This window comes from uncultured Campylobacter sp., assembly GCF_937996225.1.
Lineage (GTDB): Bacteria > Campylobacterota > Campylobacteria > Campylobacterales > Campylobacteraceae > Campylobacter_B.
This window is the reverse complement of record NZ_CALKTC010000084.1, coordinates 44,117-61,704: the sequence shown is the minus strand read 5'-3', so window position 1 is coordinate 61,704 and position 17,588 is coordinate 44,117. Positions and strand designations below refer to the sequence as shown.

The 17,588-nt window shown below is 50.2% G+C and carries 17 protein-coding genes and 1 pseudogene; 10 read left to right on the top strand and 8 right to left on the bottom strand.

Translation table 11 applies throughout. The features are described from left to right. Positions 1-602: 602 nt before the first annotated feature. The 8 genes and pseudogenes from Q0174_RS10660 to der all read right to left on the bottom strand — a co-directional run bounded on the left by Q0174_RS10660 (position 603) and on the right by der (position 7,420). Positions 603-1,055: a hypothetical protein gene (locus tag Q0174_RS10660; RefSeq protein ID WP_298043915.1), complete on the bottom strand. Its 453-nt coding sequence runs from the start codon at positions 1,053-1,055 to the stop codon at positions 603-605. 428 nt (positions 1,056-1,483) lie between these two features. Next, complete coding sequence (locus Q0174_RS10655) at positions 1,484-1,897, bottom strand: hypothetical protein (protein ID WP_298043914.1); 414 nt, start codon at positions 1,895-1,897, stop codon at positions 1,484-1,486. Positions 1,898-1,921: 24 nt separating this feature from the next. Further along, positions 1,922-3,259, bottom strand: a complete 1,338-nt coding sequence (locus Q0174_RS10650) for a PFL family protein (RefSeq protein WP_298043912.1) — start codon at positions 3,257-3,259, stop codon at positions 1,922-1,924. Positions 3,260-3,268: 9 nt separating this feature from the next. Then, on the bottom strand, positions 3,269-3,535 hold the full coding sequence (locus tag Q0174_RS10645) for an ACT domain-containing protein (protein WP_298043909.1): 267 nt from the start codon (positions 3,533-3,535) through the stop codon (positions 3,269-3,271). A gap of 54 nt (positions 3,536-3,589) precedes the next feature. Further along, the gene (locus Q0174_RS10640; RefSeq protein ID WP_298043907.1) at positions 3,590-4,087 is read right to left on the bottom strand and encodes a DUF2628 domain-containing protein; all 498 of its coding nucleotides are present in this window, start codon (positions 4,085-4,087) and stop codon (positions 3,590-3,592) included. 10 nt (positions 4,088-4,097) lie between these two features. Then, complete coding sequence (gene trpS, locus Q0174_RS10635) at positions 4,098-5,066, bottom strand: tryptophan--tRNA ligase (RefSeq protein WP_298043904.1); 969 nt, start codon at positions 5,064-5,066, stop codon at positions 4,098-4,100. Between the two features lie 487 nt (positions 5,067-5,553). Further along, a pseudogene (locus Q0174_RS10630) lies at positions 5,554-6,048 on the bottom strand (shikimate kinase); the annotation flags it as partial. Then, positions 6,035-7,420 (bottom strand): ribosome biogenesis GTPase Der, encoded by a 1,386-nt coding sequence (der, locus tag Q0174_RS10625; RefSeq protein ID WP_298043901.1) that lies wholly within the window; start codon positions 7,418-7,420, stop codon positions 6,035-6,037. The pseudogene Q0174_RS10630 and the gene der, both read right to left, overlap by 14 nt. A 473-nt stretch (positions 7,421-7,893) precedes the next feature. On the opposite strand from der, the gene Q0174_RS10620 reads away from it, so the two are divergent. The 10 genes from Q0174_RS10620 to Q0174_RS10575 all read left to right on the top strand — a co-directional run bounded on the left by Q0174_RS10620 (position 7,894) and on the right by Q0174_RS10575 (position 17,472). Then, a complete protein-coding gene (locus tag Q0174_RS10620; protein WP_298043898.1) occupies positions 7,894-8,799 on the top strand; it encodes a DMT family transporter in 906 nt (301 codons plus the stop codon). A 6-nt stretch (positions 8,800-8,805) separates the two neighbouring features. Continuing rightward, entirely contained in the window at positions 8,806-9,738 is a 933-nt protein-coding gene (locus Q0174_RS10615) for a DMT family transporter (RefSeq protein WP_298043895.1), read from the top strand. A 159-nt stretch (positions 9,739-9,897) separates the two neighbouring features. Beyond that, on the top strand, positions 9,898-10,674 hold the full coding sequence (locus tag Q0174_RS10610) for an acyl-CoA dehydratase activase (protein ID WP_298043893.1): 777 nt from the start codon (positions 9,898-9,900) through the stop codon (positions 10,672-10,674). Continuing rightward, positions 10,671-11,780, top strand: a complete 1,110-nt coding sequence (locus tag Q0174_RS10605; RefSeq protein ID WP_298043890.1) for a double-cubane-cluster-containing anaerobic reductase — start codon at positions 10,671-10,673, stop codon at positions 11,778-11,780. Before Q0174_RS10610 ends, Q0174_RS10605 begins: the two co-directional genes overlap by 4 nt. A 71-nt stretch (positions 11,781-11,851) precedes the next feature. After that, complete coding sequence (locus Q0174_RS10600; RefSeq protein ID WP_298043889.1) at positions 11,852-12,709, top strand: substrate-binding domain-containing protein; 858 nt, start codon at positions 11,852-11,854, stop codon at positions 12,707-12,709. Then, entirely contained in the window at positions 12,702-13,478 is a 777-nt protein-coding gene (locus tag Q0174_RS10595; protein ID WP_298043888.1) for a 4Fe-4S binding protein, read from the top strand. Before Q0174_RS10600 ends, Q0174_RS10595 begins: the two co-directional genes overlap by 8 nt. Then, a complete protein-coding gene (locus Q0174_RS10590; protein ID WP_298043991.1) occupies positions 13,478-14,305 on the top strand; it encodes a radical SAM protein in 828 nt (275 codons plus the stop codon). The genes Q0174_RS10595 and Q0174_RS10590 overlap by 1 nt, the downstream gene beginning before the upstream one ends. Positions 14,306-14,568: 263 nt before the next feature. Then, complete coding sequence (locus Q0174_RS10585; protein WP_298043886.1) at positions 14,569-16,119, top strand: flavocytochrome c; 1,551 nt, start codon at positions 14,569-14,571, stop codon at positions 16,117-16,119. Between the two features lie 244 nt (positions 16,120-16,363). Further along, positions 16,364-16,804: a cytochrome c3 family protein gene (locus tag Q0174_RS10580; protein ID WP_002947156.1), complete on the top strand. Its 441-nt coding sequence runs from the start codon at positions 16,364-16,366 to the stop codon at positions 16,802-16,804. After that, positions 16,801-17,472 (top strand): NapC/NirT family cytochrome c, encoded by a 672-nt coding sequence (locus tag Q0174_RS10575; RefSeq protein ID WP_298043988.1) that lies wholly within the window; start codon positions 16,801-16,803, stop codon positions 17,470-17,472. The genes Q0174_RS10580 and Q0174_RS10575 overlap by 4 nt, the downstream gene beginning before the upstream one ends. Positions 17,473-17,588: the final 116 nt, after the last annotated feature.

Sequence of the window (17,588 nt, the reverse complement as noted above, 5' to 3'; positions counted from 1 at the left end):
TTTGCACTCCGCGCCCTTGCTGCACCGGACGCCTTATCCACAAATCTACGCACCGAGCTTTTGATTTCAGCCCGCTTTCGATCCGCAATTTACGAGCCCGATTTACGGCAGCCCGCACTATCGCACTCTATACCGCCGCGCGCCTTTACGCTTTTTTCTCGCTTTTTTGCATCTCTCCGCACCCATCTTCGACTTTTTCCCGCGCGCGCCCCGCGTTTAAATTCTGTCGCTTCTCTCGCTCAATCCGTAGCGGCTATGAGCGGACATGCGCCCAGACGCCGAATTTTCGCGTGTTTTTTACGCACCGTTGTGCGCGGATACTTTCAAAATTTTACGCAGAATTCCAAGACTGCCTGCACCTACATTCGCGCCGCGGTCATAAACGCTCGTTTAAGGGCACAAACGAAGTATTTGCGCGACACGGCGCAGGAAATGAAATTTAGACGGCGTTTATCGAAGCGTGTCTTCGCCGCTGCGGTGCGCTACAAAATTTTAAAATGGTAAGAGCCGCGATTAAATTTACCTGCGGGAGCGCGCTATAACGCGCCGATTTGCGCGCTGTATAAATTTTAAAATCGCCTCTAAATTTAAAATTTTCGCGGTTAATACTCCCCGCAAAGCTCTAAATTTTCCACGCGCAGCGGTTTTTCACCCTCGAAAATCACCCCGATGCCGAAAGGCTCGCAAATATCAAGCGCATCCTCGGCAAATCTCAGTAGCCACTGCGTATCGCGCGCGTAAAACGTGCATTGCGGAAGCTCAAACGGCAGATCGCAAACGGGCACGTCAAGCAGCCCAAGCTCATCCTCGCCCAAACGATACTCGCGCCTAAGCTCGTCTCGCAGGAAGACAAGAGCGTCTTTTATGTGCCGATCGATGTCCCAGGCGTCGCTGCGCGAGCAAGACCCCGCATCGTCCACATCCGCCGTATCTGCAGACACGAGACAAAATGGCACCTCGCTAGAGCTTTCGCTTTTTAGCTCCGCGTACCAAATAAAGCCCTCGTTCGTCGCGACTTTTTCAAGTTCGCCAAATTTCCAAGCTATTTTTTGCATTTTATTTCCGCCTCATATTTGCGTGTCGTCTTTTAAAATTTTGATGCTGCGCCCGTTTTTGCGCGCCGTGTTTAAATCCGCGCCGAAATAGAATCCCGCTCGCTTCTTAAGCGGACGAGCAATGATAACGAAGTAAATTACTTTTAAATTTTAAAATTTCAATGAAAGCCGCTTTAAAAATTTAAAATTTCAAAAGACCTGCCGCTGTCTGCCGTGAGCGGAGATGAAATTTTAACGCCGCGTCTTACGGCGAAATTTTAAAATTTAGCTCGTCGTAGAAACAGCACGCCGTAAAATTTCACGCTGAAATTCTAACTCAAAATTCCACGCCTGTAGCACAGAATTTAAAACCCAAAAAATTCCATCGCGGCGACTTAGAATTTTACTCGTTAAATTTTATAAATTTGTCCGCTTTTAAATCTGCAAATTTAATACGCCTTTACGAGCCGTAAATTTTTTAGATATATGACGCCGTCAAAAACGCCGCCCCCATTCGGCGCAGGCCAAGAAATGGCAATTCTTTTCGGCTCCTCGTCGTATTTGGGCTCGCAATAATTCTTTGAGCAGTCTATTTTAAATACCTCTTTATCGTTGCTATCAAAATCCGTCTGGGTAGAATTTTTAGGAATTTCCAGCGTGTGGATTATCCGATACGGCTCGCCCTCTTTTGTGCGGGCGGACATTATTTTTATTAGCGTGTCTGTGCTGCCGTCCGAGGTCCTATAGACCCCGTCTTGCCCCAAGCCCGCCAGCTCGAATTTTTTCTCCTTGCTATAAAACGCAGAGATTATGGAACAGCCGCTAAAAAGCAAAGCTGCCGCAAATAACGCAAACGCTCTCATCTTTCCTCCTTAAGCCGGTTAAATTTAGTTTTTAAAACTATGAATAGGCGCGGGTATCTGGCCGCCGCGGGCGATGAAATCGGCGGATGAGTTTTTATTTACGCTCATCACGGGCGCGCTGCCCAGAAGCCCGCCGAATTCCAGCGTGTCGCCCTCTTTGCCTTTTGGGATTATACGCACGGCGGTCGTTTTTTGATTTATCACGCCGATCGCGGCCTCGTCGGCTATGATCGCGGCGATCGTCTGCTCGGGCGTATCCTGCGGGATCGCGATCATATCGAGCCCCACCGAGCAGATCGCGGTCATCGCTTCGAGCTTTTCCAAATTTAACGAGCCTGCGCGCACCGCGGCGATCATGCCCTCGTCTTCGGAAACGGGGATAAACGCGCCGCTAAGCCCGCCTACTTGGTTGCACGCCATGACACCGCCCTTTTTGACCGCGTCGTTTAGCAGCGCTAGAGCTGCCGTCGTGCCGTGCGTGCCGACGCGCTCTAGTCCCATCTCCTCAAGTACGCGCGCGACCGAATCGCCCACCGCAGGAGTCGGAGCTAGCGATAGATCGACGATGCCAAATTTCACGCCCAGCCGCTCGGACGCCATTTGACCGACGAGCTGTCCGATGCGCGTGATCTTAAACGCCGTCTTTTTCACGGTCTCGGCGACCACGTCAAAGCTCGCTCCGCGCACCTTCTCAAGCGCGCGCTTAACGACGCCGGGGCCGCTGACGCCCACGTTTATGACGACCTCGGCTTCGCCCACGCCGTGAAATGCGCCCGCCATAAAGGGGTTATCCTCGACGGCGTTGGCAAATACGACGAGTTTTGCCGCACCCAGATCGGAAAGCCGCGCCGTCTCTTTGATCACGCGCCCCATGTCGGCGACCGCGCTCATATTTATGCCCGTTTTGGTCGAGCCGATATTAACGGACGCACAGACCTTTTGCGTCGCGGCGAGCGCGGCGGGGATGGAGTTGATTAGAATTTTATCTCCCTTTGCGTAGCCCTTTTGCACTAGCGCCGAAAAGCCGCCGATAAAGTCGATACCTACCTTTTGCGCCGCCTCGTCCATCGCTTTTGCCAGCGGGACGTAGCTCACGGTATCCGTCGCCGCGCCGATGATGGCGATAGGCGTTACGCAGACGCGTTTATTTACGATCGGGATGCCGAGCTCTGCTGAAATTTCATTGCCGACCTTTACCAGATCGCGCGCCTTATCGGTGATCTTGGCGTAAATTTTCTCCGCGGCTTTGCCCATATCGGGATCGATGCAGTCAAGCAGGCTGATGCCCATCGTGATCGTGCGGATGTCGAAATTTTGCTCCTCGATCATCGCGATCGTTTCGGTTACGTTTTTGATGTCCATATCGGCACCTTAGATGTTGTGCATGGCGTCAAATATCGCCGAGCTTTGGATGTTGATCTTTACTTTTAGCTTTTCGCCTAGCTCATTTAGCTCCCCTTTTAGAGCCGTGAAGTCCTGCTTTTCCTCGCTGGAAACCACCGCCATCATCGTGAAAAACTCGTTTAAAACCGTCTGGCTGATGTCGTCTATGTTTAGCCCAAGCTGCGCAAGCTTGGCCGAAACGCCCGCCACAATGCCGACCTTGTCCTTACCGATCACCGTTACGATCGCTTTCATTCTTACTCCTTTTTAAAATTTAGCGTTTTTGAGCGCGGAAGCCGTTTAAAATGACTAAGCTTTGCCGCCGTTTGAAATTATCAGCGCAAACACGATTGCGACCAAAGCGTAAAATATTACCGCGAGCCATATCGCCCATCTATTCACGCCGCCGCCCTTTCTTAGGGCTTCATCGTCCTGTTTATCCAGCAAAGAAACAAAACTATCGCAAACGTAATATTTCGCCATAGTCCCGCTACTGACGCTAATCGCCGTTCCTATGGTTCTGTCGTGCCCATCTAAAAACGGAATAAAGCAGCTAGCCACCATAACGGCAAATAGGGCTGCGGCAATTTTATACTCCTTGCGGTACAGAAAAAAGAACAGCGTGCCGAAAAAGGCCCACCAACTCCACGTGCTTACGTAATTTAGCTCGCGCTGCTTGCCGGCGGCGAAAAATTTCTCGCAGGCGCGTGCGTAAATTTCAACCTTGCTAGGAGTTTGCAAGAAAATTTCCAGCTTCTGTCGAAGCAGCTTACCGTCAGATAAAATTTCTCTAGCGTAATCCGTCATCTCACCCTCCTTAGCGATAAATCCCTACGGCGGCGCGAACCTTTTGCATCAATGAAGCAGCCGTCGCAGCCGCTCTTTGCGCGCCCTGTCTTAGCATCTCATCTAAAATTTCGCGGTGACTTTGATAGTATTCGAATTTATCTCGCGCGTCTTTGAAATAGCCCTGCACTAGCTCGTTTAGATACGCCTTGAAATGCCCATGCCCCTCGCCTCCGCGCTCGTAGCGAGCCTGTAGCTCCGTCTGCTCCGCTTCGTTTAAAAATAGCTTCGCGATATTATAGACATTGCACCCGCGCCACTGCTTAGGCGCCTCTAGCAGCTCGGAGGTCGTTACGATACTTGAAATTTGCTTCTTTAGCGTTGCGGCATCTGCAAAAATATCGATCGTATTGCCGTAGCTCTTACTCATCTTCGCGCCGTCGGTACCCGGCACGATCGCCACTTCATCGTTTACGCGCGCTTGCGGAATAGTTAAAATTTCGCCGTGGGCGTTGTTAAATTTAAGTGCGATGTCGCGGGCGATCTCGACGTGCTGGATCTGATCCTTGCCCACAGGCACGACCTCCGCGCTGTATAGCAGGATGTCCGCCGCCATCAGCACGGGGTAGCTGAACAGATCGTGCTTGCTCTCAAAACCCTTGGCGATCTTGTCTTTGTATGCGTGCGCTCGCTCGAGTAGCCCCATCGGCGCATATCCGCTTAAAATCCAGTAAAGCTCCAACACCTCTTTTACGTCGCTTTGCACCCAAAACACCGTCTTTTTCGGATCGATCCCCAGCGACAAAAACGCCGCGGCGGCCTCGTAGGTGGAATTTTTTAGCTTTGCGCCGTCGCTTACGGACGTGAGCGCATGGTAGTTTGCGATAAACATAAACATCTGCTCGCCCGCGTTTTGCGCATCCACCATCTGCTTGATACTCGCGAAGTAGTTACCCAAATGCAGCTTGCCGCTGGGCTGAAGACCCGTTAAAATTCTCATCATTGCTCCTTTAAATCAAAATCAAATCGCCGTCCACAAAACCCACGGCGACGTGCTTGCACTTAAAAATTTTAGCGCTAGGCATCTGCTCTCGCAGCTCGCGCAGAGCCTGCACGAGCAGTTTTAAAACCTGTCGCCACGAAAGCTCGCTTAAAAATTCAAGCTGCAAGCGCGAGCTTTGCGGATAAAACTCATCCTCGTCCTCGCACGCCCAGTCGTCGTCATCCGCGTCATAACTGCTCGATCCCGCCAGCTGCAGCGCGTAAGGCTCGTAAAGATCGAAGTGCCACGCGATCACCCGCTTTGGAATTTGCTCACGCTCTAAGCCCTCCAGCAGCTCGCACAGCTTCTGCTTTAGCGCCTCTTTCTTTTCAAGCTTATCATTTTTACCCTCTTTGCCGTGCGGCTCGGAATTTTTGCCGCCGCCGGAGCGCTTTTGTTTAGACATCTTTTTCCCCTTTAAATTTAGCCCGTCGCAGGCGGAGCAAATTTCTTTTACGATCTTTTTTACGCTTTTATTTTCGACGTCGATTACGATGTCGGCCTTTTTTTCATACGCCCCGTCTCTTTGAGCGTGCAGCGCCGCGGCCTTTTGCAGATCCGCTAACAGCGGGCGCTTGGCAAATTTTTTCTCCGCGTTTTCGCTGTTTTTTAAGCGATTAATAATCCCCTCAAAGCTTGATTTTAGATACACGACGGTGCCGATTTTATTTAAATTTTTCACGGCGTAAAAACCGCCGCCCGTGGAGATCACGGCGCAGCGAACGGACTTTTCTAAAAATTTCGCAAGGCTCGCTTCCATCTTTCTAAAGCTCTGCTCGCCCTGCTCTTTAAAAATTTGTCCGATCTTTTTATTGGCGTAGCTTTCGATCATATCGTCGCAATCAAGCGCAAACATCCCGCTTTGCGCAGCCAGAGCCCGCGCTACCGTGCCCTTGCCTACCCCCATAAAGCCGATGAGTACGATATTACCGCTCTTCATCGCCCTCCCCTTTTTTGCGCGGCAGCAGCACTAGCGGACTTCCCGAAAGAGCGAAGCTTGCGCGCAGTTTATTTATCAAATAGCGCTTGTAGCTGAAATGCAGCGCTTGCGGGCGGTTCATCACAAGGGCGATCTTCGGCGGCGCAAAACCGATCTGCGCGGCGTAGTAAATTTTAACCGATTTGCCCCGCTCGCGAGGTATCGGATGCGCCTTTATCGCGGCTTCTACCGCCTCATTGATCCTTGCGGTGCCGAGCTTGCGCGTGAAATTTGAATAAACATCCAAAATGAGCGGGTAAATTTTATGTATCCGCTTCTTGTCCGTCGCGCTGACGCTGATGATCGGCGCGTAGGAAAGGAATTTAAACCTATCGCGCAGATCGCGGCAAAACTCGTCGTAATCGCGTTCGCAAAGATCCCATTTGTTTAAAATTATAATAAGCCCGAGTTCAAATTTAGCCGCAAGCCCCGCGATGCGCTCGTCCAGCTCGTTTAGCGGCTCGCTTGCGTCAAGCACCAAAAGCGCGATGTCGGAGTTTTGTAAAATTTTTTCGGTGCGATTTAGCGCGAAGCGCTCGATGCCCTCGATCTTACCGCGGCGGCGAATGCCCGCCGTGTCGATAAACTCGAGCGTGCGCCCTTCAAATTCCGTGCTTTCGTTCACCGGGTCGATCGTCGTGCCCGCGTAATCGCTCACGACCGAGCGCTGCGAGCCCACAAGCGCGTTTAGAAGGCTCGATTTACCGACGTTTACCCGCCCGATGATACCCACGCCGATGGTTTTGTCTGCATAAAATTCCTCGTCGCGCCCCTCTTTCGGCTCGCCCTCGTCGTTAAAGCCCTCTATAAAATCATCAAAAATTTCATCCTCGTCCTGCTGCGCGGGCGCAGAGTCCAAAAAGCCGTATATCCACTCTTTCAGCTCGTCGATGCCGCTGTTGTGCGAGACGGAGATCGGGAAAAATTTAACGCCGAATTCGTTAAATTCCCAGCTACGCTCCTCGTCGCGCTTGCCGTCGATCTTATTGACCGCCAGGGCGATGGGCTTACCGAGCCTTTGCAGCGAAAAAAATATCCGCCGCTCATCATCGCTCGGAAGCAGCTTGCCGTCCGTCATAAAGATTATCAAATCCGCGCCCTTGACCTCGCTTAGCGTCTTAGCCTGCACGCGCGCAAACAGCTCGGAGGTGTCGTCCAAGCCGCCAGAATCGATCACGCGCACGCGGCGATCGAAAATTTCGGCTTCGGTTCTATTAGTATCGCGCGTCGTGCCCGCAACGTCGCTCGTGATGGCGATGCGAGCGCCCGCTAGGCGGTTAAAAAGACTCGACTTGCCGACGTTGGGGCGCCCGATGATGATCAAACTTTTCACGTTCGTCCTTGTAGTTTTTGGCGCGATTATAACCAAAAATAGATTAAAGCCAAATTCTACGCGCTCGCTCGCGCAAGTCGGGCGGCAAAATTTTATAAAATTTAGGCGCTAAATTTAGCGAAATTTTATCGCGACACTAGCGGAACGCCGCCTAGATAAAAGGCCTTAAAGCGCACGATCCGTCGCCGCGGACGACGCGAAACTGGGGCTGCGCGTAAATTTATAAAATTTTAAAACTGAAGCCTGGACGAGAAAACTAGCAACCAAAGCGTGAAACGGGCGCAACCGTGCGAAAGCATAAAAGCCCGCAGCTGAGTAAATTTTGACTATTCCGCGCATACAAGCGCCGAATTACAAAACCGAGCCGTCGCACGGGGTGCGCAAAAGCAGGCGGCGCGGCGAAATATTAAAACGGCGGAATATTAAAATTTAATCATTATGCGTGTATAATTCCGCAAATTTAAAGGGTCGCGATGAAATACAACAACTTCTTTCTGCACCATCTAAGCGTGTATTATATGCTGATGGCGTGCTTTTACAACTCTCTTACGGGCGTTTTTGCCAAGCTTTTGGGTGCGCAAATTTCATCGCTTGAGGTCGTGCTCTTTCGCAATCTGCCCGGACTTTTGATCCTGCTTTATAAAATCAAGGCTCGTCCCCGTACGGCGCGCTTCGCAAACAAGGGCGGTCATCCTTTTACGCTCGCGTTTCGCGGCATTATCGGGATTTTGGGGCTGATGGTATTTTTTTATAACGTCGCAAACATCAGCCTCGGCGAGGCATTTACCTTTCAAAAAACGGCGCCCATTTGGACGGCGATCATTGCGTACTTTACCCTCGGCGAAAAATTCGGCGCGATGGGCTGGTCCTCGGTCTGCCTGGGCTTTGTGGGCATCGTTTTGGTGATTCAGCCGCAGTTTGGCTTGCAGCCAAGCGATATTTTTGGAATTTTAAGCGGATTATTCGCCGCGATGGCGCTTACCTCCGTGCGCGGGCTGCGCAAATACTATAGCTCCGATACGATCATCCTCTCTGCGCTTCTTGCCGGCACGCTAATGCCCGTAGCGCTTATGATCGCGGCGAAATTTATAGACGCGCCCGCGCTGAACTTTATGCTTTCTAAATTTAAAATTCCAAACGCGCAGGGCTGGCTCTTTGCCGTGCTTCTGGGGCTGCTAGGGCTGTTTTATCAAACCTACGTCACCAAGGCCTACGCCGCGACGCGCAAAGCGGGCATAGTAGCTACGATCAGCTACACAGACATCATCTTTTCGACGCTATTTGGGCTGCTGCTAGGCGACGCCCTGCCCGGTTTCATGGCGCTTTCGGGCATGGCACTCATCATCGTCGCGGGCACACTTGTGGCGAACCGAAAGTAGCGCGCGATGAAACAAAAATTCTACTCCGCGTTTTGGCTGAAACATCTGGGCGTTTATTATATGCTAGTAGCGAGCTTCTATTTTGCGCTAAACGGCGCTTTAGCCAAGGTCATGGCAGAGCATATGAGTAGCGCCGAGATCGTGTTTTTCCGCAACGTCGTAGGCATCGCGATCGTGCTATTTTCGCTACGGCGGGTAAAAAACCTGGGCCCGGGCGGCAAGCCGTGGCTACTCGCGTTTCGCGGCTTTATCGGCAGCTGCGGTATCTTAGCGACCTTCTACAATATCGCCCACATCGATCTTGGCACCGCTTTTACCTTCCAAAAGACGGCGCCCATTTTCACCGCGCTATTTTCGGCATTTTTCTTAGGCGAAAAGCTAAGCTCGCGCGGCTGGTTTGCGATACTGCTCGGCTTTGGCGGAATTTTACTCGTCGTGCGCCCGCACATCGGCATCAGCGTAACCGATGCAGTGGGAATCTTCGGCGGCATGTGCGCGGGGCTTGCATACACGAGCGTGCGCGAGCTTCGCAAACACTACGCCACCAACCTCATCGTGCTGGTTTTCGTCTCGTCCGCTACCTTTCTAAGCGCGATGATGATGGCTGCGGGCTGGGCGCTTGAAGGTAGCGAGGTTAAAATTTTAGGACTTTTCAGCGGCGCGGATTTAGCGAAGCTCGCTTATTTCAACCCGCCAAGCCTTTTTGGCTGGGTGCTCGTAGCGCTTCTGGGCGTCAGCGGGATCTACTTTCAAATTTACATGACGCGCGCCTACGCCGCTTCGCGCAAAGCGGGCATCGTCGCCGCGATCAGCTACAGCGACATCCTATTTAGCATGGCGCTAGGCATTATGCTAGGCGACCGGCTGCCCGGTCCGATCGTGCTAGCGGGTATCTCGGTGGTGATTTTAAGCGGAATTCTAATCGCCCGCGAACGCTAAATTTAAATCTAAATTTAAAACCAATTCAAACGCGGCGTGAGGCTAAATTTAAATACGCACCGAGCCCGTGCCAAATTTCAGCGATATAAAAGTCTTAAAAAGCTAAGATTGCGATAAAGTTCTACGGCGTAGAAATATTTTTCGACGGATTTAAATTTTATGCATTTTATCGGTATCGACATCGGTTCGACCTCATCAAAGGTCGCCGTTATGAACGAACGCGGCAAATTTTGCGAACTGTTTTTGCTGCCAAGCGGCTTTAGCGCGGTTAGAGTCGCGCGGCAGATCAAGCAAATTTTAGAGCAAAAAGGCTACGGCGAGGGCTTCGTAACAGCTACGGGCTACGGACGCGTCAGCGTAGAGTACGCACAGCTTAGCATGAGCGAAATTTTATGCCACGGCCTTGGGGCGCACTTTTTGTTTGAGCCTGATTGCACCGTCATCGACGTGGGCGGGCAGGATACAAAAGCAATCAAGATCGAAAACGGCAAGCCCGCGGATTTTATCATGAACGACAAATGCTCGGCGGGCACGGGCAAATTTTTAGAGATCAGTGCGGGCCGCCTGGGGTTAGAGCTAAGCGAAATTTACAAAACCGCCCGCAAAAATCCCGCGATCAAGCTAAGCTCGACCTGCACTGTTTTTGCCGAGAGCGAGATCGTCTCGCTAAGCGCAAACGGAGCCGAAACGAGCGAGATCGCCTACGCCATCGTGGACTCATCCGCGCATAAGGTCGCCTCTCTCATCAAACGGCTGGAAAATCAAATTTACTTTTTAAGCGGCGGGCTTAGCAACGTGCCGCTCTTCAAACAGCTTCTAGGCGAGCATCTGGGGGCTGAAATTTTTACTCACGAAAACGCAATCTACTGCGGCGCGATGGGCGCTTCGCTTATCGGCGCACGCAAAGCAAATGAAATTTCAAAGGAGACGAGATGAAGATGGATTTTGACGCGCTTAAAAAGCGCAACGCAATGGCTCTGCACGATCTAAAAGAGCAAGGCAAACACGTAGTGGGGATGTTTTGCACCTATTCGCCAAAGGAGCTTATTTACGCCGCGGGCGCCGTGCCGGTTGGGCTTTGCGCCTATGACGAAAGCCCGATAGACGCGGCTCACGCCGAGCTTCCGCGCAATCTTTGCCCGCTAATCAAGGCAAGCTACGGCTACGCAGTTACCAAAAAATGCCCCTATATGAACGCCAGCGATCTCGTCATAGGCGAAACGACCTGCGACGGTAAGAAAAAGATGTATGAGCTGCTGGCAAAGCACAAGGACGTCCACGTGCTGCAGCTACCGAATATGACCGGCGGCAAGAGTTTGGAGCTTTTTACCGACGAGCTTAGGGAATTTCGCAAAGTTTTAGAGCAAAAATTTGATACGAAAATCACCGATGAAGCGCTGCTCGATGCGGTGCAAATTTACAACGAAGAGCGCAAGGTGATGTTGGAGCTTTTAGAGCTTGGCAAACTAAATCCGATGCCGGTAGCGGGCAGCGAAATTCATCAAATTTCATTTGCGAGCGACTTTATATACGACAAGCAGGAGAAGCTTAAAATGATACGCGCCTACATAGCCGCTGCAAAGGAGATGACGCCGCCGAAAACTCGCAAAAAGCGGATCATCATCACCGGCTGTCCAAGCGGAGGCGTGTATGAGAAGGTTATCAAGCAGATCGAGGAGCTGGGCGCGGACGTGGTAGCCTTTGAAAACTGCTCCGGCACCAAAGGCTATCAAAACCAAGTGCAAACAAAGGGCGATCTGGTCGCAAATATCGCCGAACGCTACCTTAAAATTCCATGTTCGGTGATGTATCAAAACGACGCGCGCTCAGATGTTATCAAGGATTTCGTACGCGAGTATCAAGCGGACGGCGTCGTTGACGTCGTGTTAAGCGGCTGCCACACCTACGCGATCGAGACAAATAAAATAAAGGAGGCAAGCAAAGAAGCGGGAGTAAGCTATATGAGTCTGGAGACTGACTACTCCAAGCAAGACGTCGGGCAAATTCGAACGCGCCTAGAAGCGTTTATAGAACTGCTTTAAGCGGGTAGCTCGAAATTTTAAAATGAAGAATTTTCTAAATTTAAAAACAAGCCAAAGAAAGGAGAGGTTAGATGAAATTTAAAGAAGTAGACGTATCTCGTCGCGGCTTTTTAAAAGGAGCTTTGGCAGCGGCAGCCATCGCCGGACCCGAATCGATGCTCGCCGGTTTCACGCCGTTTAAGCCCGATTCACTGCAAGTTTGGTCGTGCGGAGGTTTATCTGAGGCTTTTGCGCAGATAAACGCAGCATACGAGTCCAAAACGGGGCATAATATCCAGTACACCGGCGCCTTTGCGGGGGCGCTCGGGAAGTCGCTGCTAGCCTTGCAGGGCAAGACAGAGGTTTTCGGAGCTCGCGTTTTGGAGCTCTCTCAAAAACTACGCAAGGCTGGCCTTAGCCTTCGCTTTAGACCGCTGTGTTTTACCGACTACGTCTTAGTGGTGCCGAAAGGAAATCCCGCGGGCATTCGCGATCTGAAGGATCTAGCGGAACCCGGCGTGCGGGTGATGTTGCCGCTAAGGGCTTCGCCTCCGGGTAGCGGACCGGTAAAGGGAATTTTGAAAAATTCCGGCCTTACCGAGCCTGTTATGAAAAATATGATCGCCAACGGTTCATGCGTCATCCAGATGATGTGCGATCTGGTAGATGGCAAGGGTGATGCGTCCATCATCGAAAAGCGCCTAACGACGCACGATAGATTTAAAGACAAAATCGAATACATGCCTATCGACGAGAAACTCATCCCGCCCGGGCCGCTTACCTTTACGCTAAATATCATGAAATACGTAAAAGACGAGAAGCTTGCCGATGACTTTGCAGACTTCGTCTGCTCGGACGGGCAGGAAATTTTCGAGCGGCACGGCTTTACCTCCATCCATTCGGCACGCGGGCTTGAACTCATAGAAAGGTTTGGTGTAAAAGATGTTTAGTATCGTAAATATGGCAAAGATGAAAAAAGTCTCTAGGCTAACTAAAATTCGTCGCTTGGTGCAGCTGATTTTTATCGGCGCGATCGGGCAATGGGCGTATTATGGGATTTTTAGATGCCCTTTTATCGTGCCTTTCGTAAACTGCCAATCCTGTCCGATCGTTACGTGCTGGGGGCGGATTGCGACCGTGTTTTTCGGCTTTTGGCTATTTATCCCCGTGCTGGTTATTTTCCTCGGGCGCGCGTTTTGCGGCTGGCTTTGCCCTGGCGGATTCGTAAATCAAATGCTCGGCAAATTTGCCGCTTTTAAGCTTAAGCTAAAAAACAATAAGAAGCTACGATATGCGCAAATAGGCATGGTTCTAGCCGTTTTGCTTAGCGCCGGCGTATATTTTATCTACGGCAATCCTCGCGTCATGATCCCTATCCGCACCAGCGACGAGTACCTAAACGCCGTTATCATGTCTTTTAAATTTTCCGACTGGTACTGGGCGGTTCGCACTGCCGTCGTCGTGGCCCTCATCGCCGCGTCCTTGATCGTCGCAAATTTATGGTGCCGCTTCGCCTGTCCGAGCGGCGGCATAATGGAGCTGCTGCGTAAAATTTCAATATTTCGCGTTTATAAAACAGACGCTTGCGATAACTGCAACGCCTGTTTGCGCAAATGCGAAATGGGCACTAGGCCCGACGAGATGAACTGCACGAACTGCGGCGATTGTATGGATGTTTGCCACGTGGACGCCATCAAATTCGGAAGGAAAAAAGATTGATGAATTTTTTCGCCAAACCCTCTTTCGACAACCACCCCTGCTTTAGCAAAAAGGCGTCCGCCGCCTACGGGCGCGTGCACCTTCCCGTAGCGCCACATTGCAATATCCAATGCAATTTTTGCAACCGCATCTACGACTGCGCCAACGAAAATCGCCCCGGCGTAACGGGGAGGGTGCAAAGCCCGGACGAGGCCGTGGAATACGTAGAAAATCTATTTAAATTTAGACAAGATATCTCGGTCATCGGTATCGCAGGACCCGGAGATCCTATGTGTGATGCCGACAAGACCCTAGCGACCTTTGAAAAATGCAAAGCCCGCTTCCCTCACGCCCTACTTTGCCTATCCACAAACGGCCTGTCCCTGCCCGAGCACGTGGATGATATCGTGCGTATCGGCGTGAGCCACGTGACGGTAACCGTTAATGCCGTAACGCCCGATGTGGGCGGCAAAATTTATGCGTGGGTACGCCACGGAAATAGAATTTACCGCGGCGAAGAGGGCGCTAGAATTCTTCAGGCGCGCCAAGAGGAGGGGATCCGCAAGCTAAAAGAAGCTCGCATGATCGTAAAAATCAATACGGTCGTAATCCCCGGCGTTAATATGGATCACGTCCCCCAGATCGCCAAAAAAGCCAAAGAGTGGCAAGCCGATATCATGAACTGTATGGCGATGATCCCCGTGCATGACACCCCTTTTGCAAATATCAAATCGCCCTCGAATGAAGAAATTCGCAGCATGCGCAAGCTAATCGGCGGCTCCATAGCGCAGATGACTCACTGCAGCAGATGCCGCGCCGATGCATGCGGCAAGCTTTGCGAGAGATAAAAGCCTGCTTTTAGCGGGTCTTTATCCGGCGCAGAATACACTCCCATAGCGAACGTAAAATTTTATGAAGAGATTTAAATTTAGAATTTGTCTAAATTTAGAGCTAGTAGGCAGCCGATAAGCGGCTTTTTGACAGCGGCGGTTTTTTAAAATTTAAAAACAATTTTTAAATAATATTATTTTGCTTTTATTTAACTTTGGGTATAATTTTCCCAAAATTAGGCATCAGAAAAACCGTATAACGGTAAAATAAAGGAGACATCATGGAAAACGTTTCAAGACGTGATCTGCTCAAAATGAGCCTAGTTGGCGCGGGTGCTTTAGCGCTCGGCTCCGTAAACGCAAACGCTGCGGTTAACGCTAAAGACGTCAAATTTGACGAAGAGTGGGACGTAGTTATCGTGGGTTCCGGTTTTGCAGGACTTGCAGCCGGTATCACCGCAGCCGAAAAGGGCAACAAAGTCCTAATCCTAGAAAAGATGGGACGCGTCGGCGGTAACTCCGTAATTAACGGCGGAATATTTGCCGTTCCAAACAGCGACAAACAAAAAGCAGAAGGCATCAAAGATAGCAACGAGCTATTTATCAAAGACTGCCTAAAAGCGGGTCGCGGCCTAAACCACGTAGATCTAATCGACACCATCGCTACTCGCGCGCAAGACGCATATAAACTAACTCTAAAATGCGGCGCTAAATACATAGATAAAGTTACTCACGCAGGCGGACACAGCGTACCTAGATCGCTTCAAACCGCTAACGGTTCAGGCTCCGGTATCGTTCAGCCGATGGTAGAATACTTTAAAAACCTTCAAGGCTGCGAGCTAAGACAAAGAGCTAAATTTGACGAGTTCGTCCTAGGCGAAGACGGCGGCGTAGACGGCGTGATCATCAGAGAGGATTATAAATTTGATCCAAAGAGCCAAAAAGACGACGCCGAAAACACTACCGGAACTAAAAAGACTATAAAAGCTAAAAAAGGCGTAGTACTAGCAGCAGGCGGATTTTGCCGCGACGTATTCTTTAGACAAGTCCAAGATCCATCTATCCTACCTACCACAGATAGCACCAACCACCCTGGCGCAACCGCAGGCGCTATGAAAGAGGCGTTTAGGATCGGCGCTACTCCAGTGCAACTTAGCTGGATACAATTTGGTCCATGGGCATGCCCTGACGAAAAAGGCTTTGGCGTAGGCTCTATGTTTAACGTAAACGGAAGCTTCCGCTACGGAATTTCAGTAGATCCAAGAACCGGCAAACGCTTTATGAACGAGCTGGCAGACCGCCGCACCCGCTCTCAAGCGATGTTTAAAGTAATCGACGCAAAAGCCGATATCTATCCGATCAACTTCTGCGATAGCGATGGCGTAAAAAACATGGTCATACCTGAGCACTACACCAAACCGCTGGAATCTGGCGTACTAAAGAAATTTGAAACCCTAGACGAACTAGCTGTAGCTTATAAAATCCCTGCCGCAGAGCTAAAAAAGACCGTCGAGAGATATAACAGCTTCGTTAAAGGCGGTAAAGACGAAGACTTTGGTAAACCTATGGATAAAACCACTACAAACGGCGTAGATATCTCTAAACCGCCTTTCTACGCTATGCGCGGTACGCCAAAACTCCACCACACTATGGGCGGTATCGATATCAATACCAAAGCTCAGGTTATCTCGCTACAAACAGAGATGCCGATTCCAAGACTATTTGCCGCAGGCGAGATCACAGGCGGCGTACACGGAGCTAGCCGCTTAGGTAGCGTGGCGATCGCAGATTGTCTGACATTCGGTATGATCGCAGGAGAGAATATAGGCTAATTTTCGGCGTCTTTCGGACGCTTTTTGCGGAGCTTGCTAAAATTTTGCTTGACAGACTATTTTGTCTAGCCTGCGCAAAATTTTAGCCGCGCAACCCCAAAAATCGCCTCGAAATACTTGCAAATTTTATTTTAATCGCAGGCTGAATTTAAAGTTAAATTTGAAAATTCGGCTTGCGGTACTTTTAAATTTAAAGCCGAATTTGCAGTTAAATTTGTAAATTTGACATCCGAAAGGAATTCGCATGAAACATAAAGCGTTTCTCGCCTTGTGCGCATCTATGCTACTATGCTCTTTTGCATTTAGCGCAGGCGCCCCAAGCGCAAAGATAACGTCTTTAGTCGATCTTAACGTCACCGACGAGCTGCGAGCCAAACACCCTTTAAAACCTCATCACGAAAAGCTAAGCTTCACCTGTCTTGATTGTCACGAAGGACAAGGAAACGACGCTAGTAAATTTAAATCCATAGGCGATAAAGGCTGTTTGTCCTGTCACGGCGACAAGAAAAAGATAGCTAAAAGACTAGAATACATGGATCTGCTAAAAGCAAATCCCCACAACTCGGTTCACGACGGCCCTACGCTATACTGCGACGAGTGCCACAACGAGCATAAAAAATCAACCAATATGTGCACGGAGTGCCACGAACACGAAGTTCCGCAATGGATGGGGGTAACGCCATGAAAATTTCAAAGAAAGTACTAGCGCTTATTATATTAGTAAGCGGCATTATAGGGTTTTTAGTGGTACTTCCCGTGCATTACGCCCTAGAAGAAACTAGCGGAGAGAAGTTTTGCGTAGTATGCCACGAGATGGATCCTATGGTTATAGCTTATAGTAACGACGTACATAGCGGCAAAGGCAAAAGCGGAGTAAGGGCTAAATGCGTAGACTGCCACATACCTCACGACAACCTAGCCAAATACGTCCTAGTTAAAGCCAAAAACGGACTAATGGAGGGATATATTCATTTCTTCAAAGACCCGGAGGCTATAGACTGGCATAAAAATAGAGAAAAAAGAGAGCACTTCGTATTTGACAACGGTTGCGTTAGCTGCCATACGAATTTGGTGGATAATAAGCTAACGAGCCCGCAAGCTCAAAAGATGCACGCTCACTATCAAAGCTTGCTAAATACGGATAAGCAACTAACCTGCGCTAGCTGTCACGCCGAGGTAGGCCACAGCGGACTAAACAACATGCTAAACTACTGGAAGCCTGAATACAAAATCTACGAAAAGAAAGCCGCAATCAAAAAAGAAGAGATAAAAAAGGCTTATTTCGGGGAGGATTATGTGGGGCCGAAAGAGGTGAAGACTGAAGATAAAGAAGGCAATGCCACCAAAAAGTAGGCTAAAATGAAGAAAATTTTGCTCGTTAGCGACGACGTGGAGATGCAACTAAGTCTCAACGTCGCGCTTTAGCAAGGATCCGGTAAATTTTAAATCAGTAAAATTTCGCGCGATAA

What these genes read in the sequence shown, in the direction of transcription:
- Q0174_RS10660 (WP_298043915.1), bottom strand. Translation starts at nt 1,055, where the DNA reads ATGCAAAAAATAGCTTGGAAATTTGGCGAACTTGAAAAAGTCGCGACG.
- Q0174_RS10655 (WP_298043914.1), bottom strand. Translation starts at nt 1,897, where the DNA reads ATGAGAGCGTTTGCGTTATTTGCGGCAGCTTTGCTTTTTAGCGGCTGT.
- Q0174_RS10650 (WP_298043912.1), bottom strand. Translation starts at nt 3,259, where the DNA reads ATGGACATCAAAAACGTAACCGAAACGATCGCGATGATCGAGGAGCAA.
- Q0174_RS10645 (WP_298043909.1), bottom strand. Translation starts at nt 3,535, where the DNA reads ATGAAAGCGATCGTAACGGTGATCGGTAAGGACAAGGTCGGCATTGTG.
- Q0174_RS10640 (WP_298043907.1), bottom strand. Translation starts at nt 4,087, where the DNA reads ATGACGGATTACGCTAGAGAAATTTTATCTGACGGTAAGCTGCTTCGA.
- trpS (WP_298043904.1), bottom strand. Translation starts at nt 5,066, where the DNA reads ATGAGAATTTTAACGGGTCTTCAGCCCAGCGGCAAGCTGCATTTGGGT.
- Q0174_RS10620 (WP_298043898.1), top strand. Translation starts at nt 7,894, where the DNA reads ATGAAATACAACAACTTCTTTCTGCACCATCTAAGCGTGTATTATATG.
- Q0174_RS10615 (WP_298043895.1), top strand. Translation starts at nt 8,806, where the DNA reads ATGAAACAAAAATTCTACTCCGCGTTTTGGCTGAAACATCTGGGCGTT.
- Q0174_RS10610 (WP_298043893.1), top strand. Translation starts at nt 9,898, where the DNA reads ATGCATTTTATCGGTATCGACATCGGTTCGACCTCATCAAAGGTCGCC.
- Q0174_RS10605 (WP_298043890.1), top strand. Translation starts at nt 10,671, where the DNA reads ATGAAGATGGATTTTGACGCGCTTAAAAAGCGCAACGCAATGGCTCTG.
- Q0174_RS10600 (WP_298043889.1), top strand. Translation starts at nt 11,852, where the DNA reads ATGAAATTTAAAGAAGTAGACGTATCTCGTCGCGGCTTTTTAAAAGGA.
- Q0174_RS10595 (WP_298043888.1), top strand. Translation starts at nt 12,702, where the DNA reads ATGTTTAGTATCGTAAATATGGCAAAGATGAAAAAAGTCTCTAGGCTA.
- Q0174_RS10590 (WP_298043991.1), top strand. Translation starts at nt 13,478, where the DNA reads ATGAATTTTTTCGCCAAACCCTCTTTCGACAACCACCCCTGCTTTAGC.
- Q0174_RS10585 (WP_298043886.1), top strand. Translation starts at nt 14,569, where the DNA reads ATGGAAAACGTTTCAAGACGTGATCTGCTCAAAATGAGCCTAGTTGGC.
- Q0174_RS10580 (WP_002947156.1), top strand. Translation starts at nt 16,364, where the DNA reads ATGAAACATAAAGCGTTTCTCGCCTTGTGCGCATCTATGCTACTATGC.
- Q0174_RS10575 (WP_298043988.1), top strand. Translation starts at nt 16,801, where the DNA reads ATGAAAATTTCAAAGAAAGTACTAGCGCTTATTATATTAGTAAGCGGC.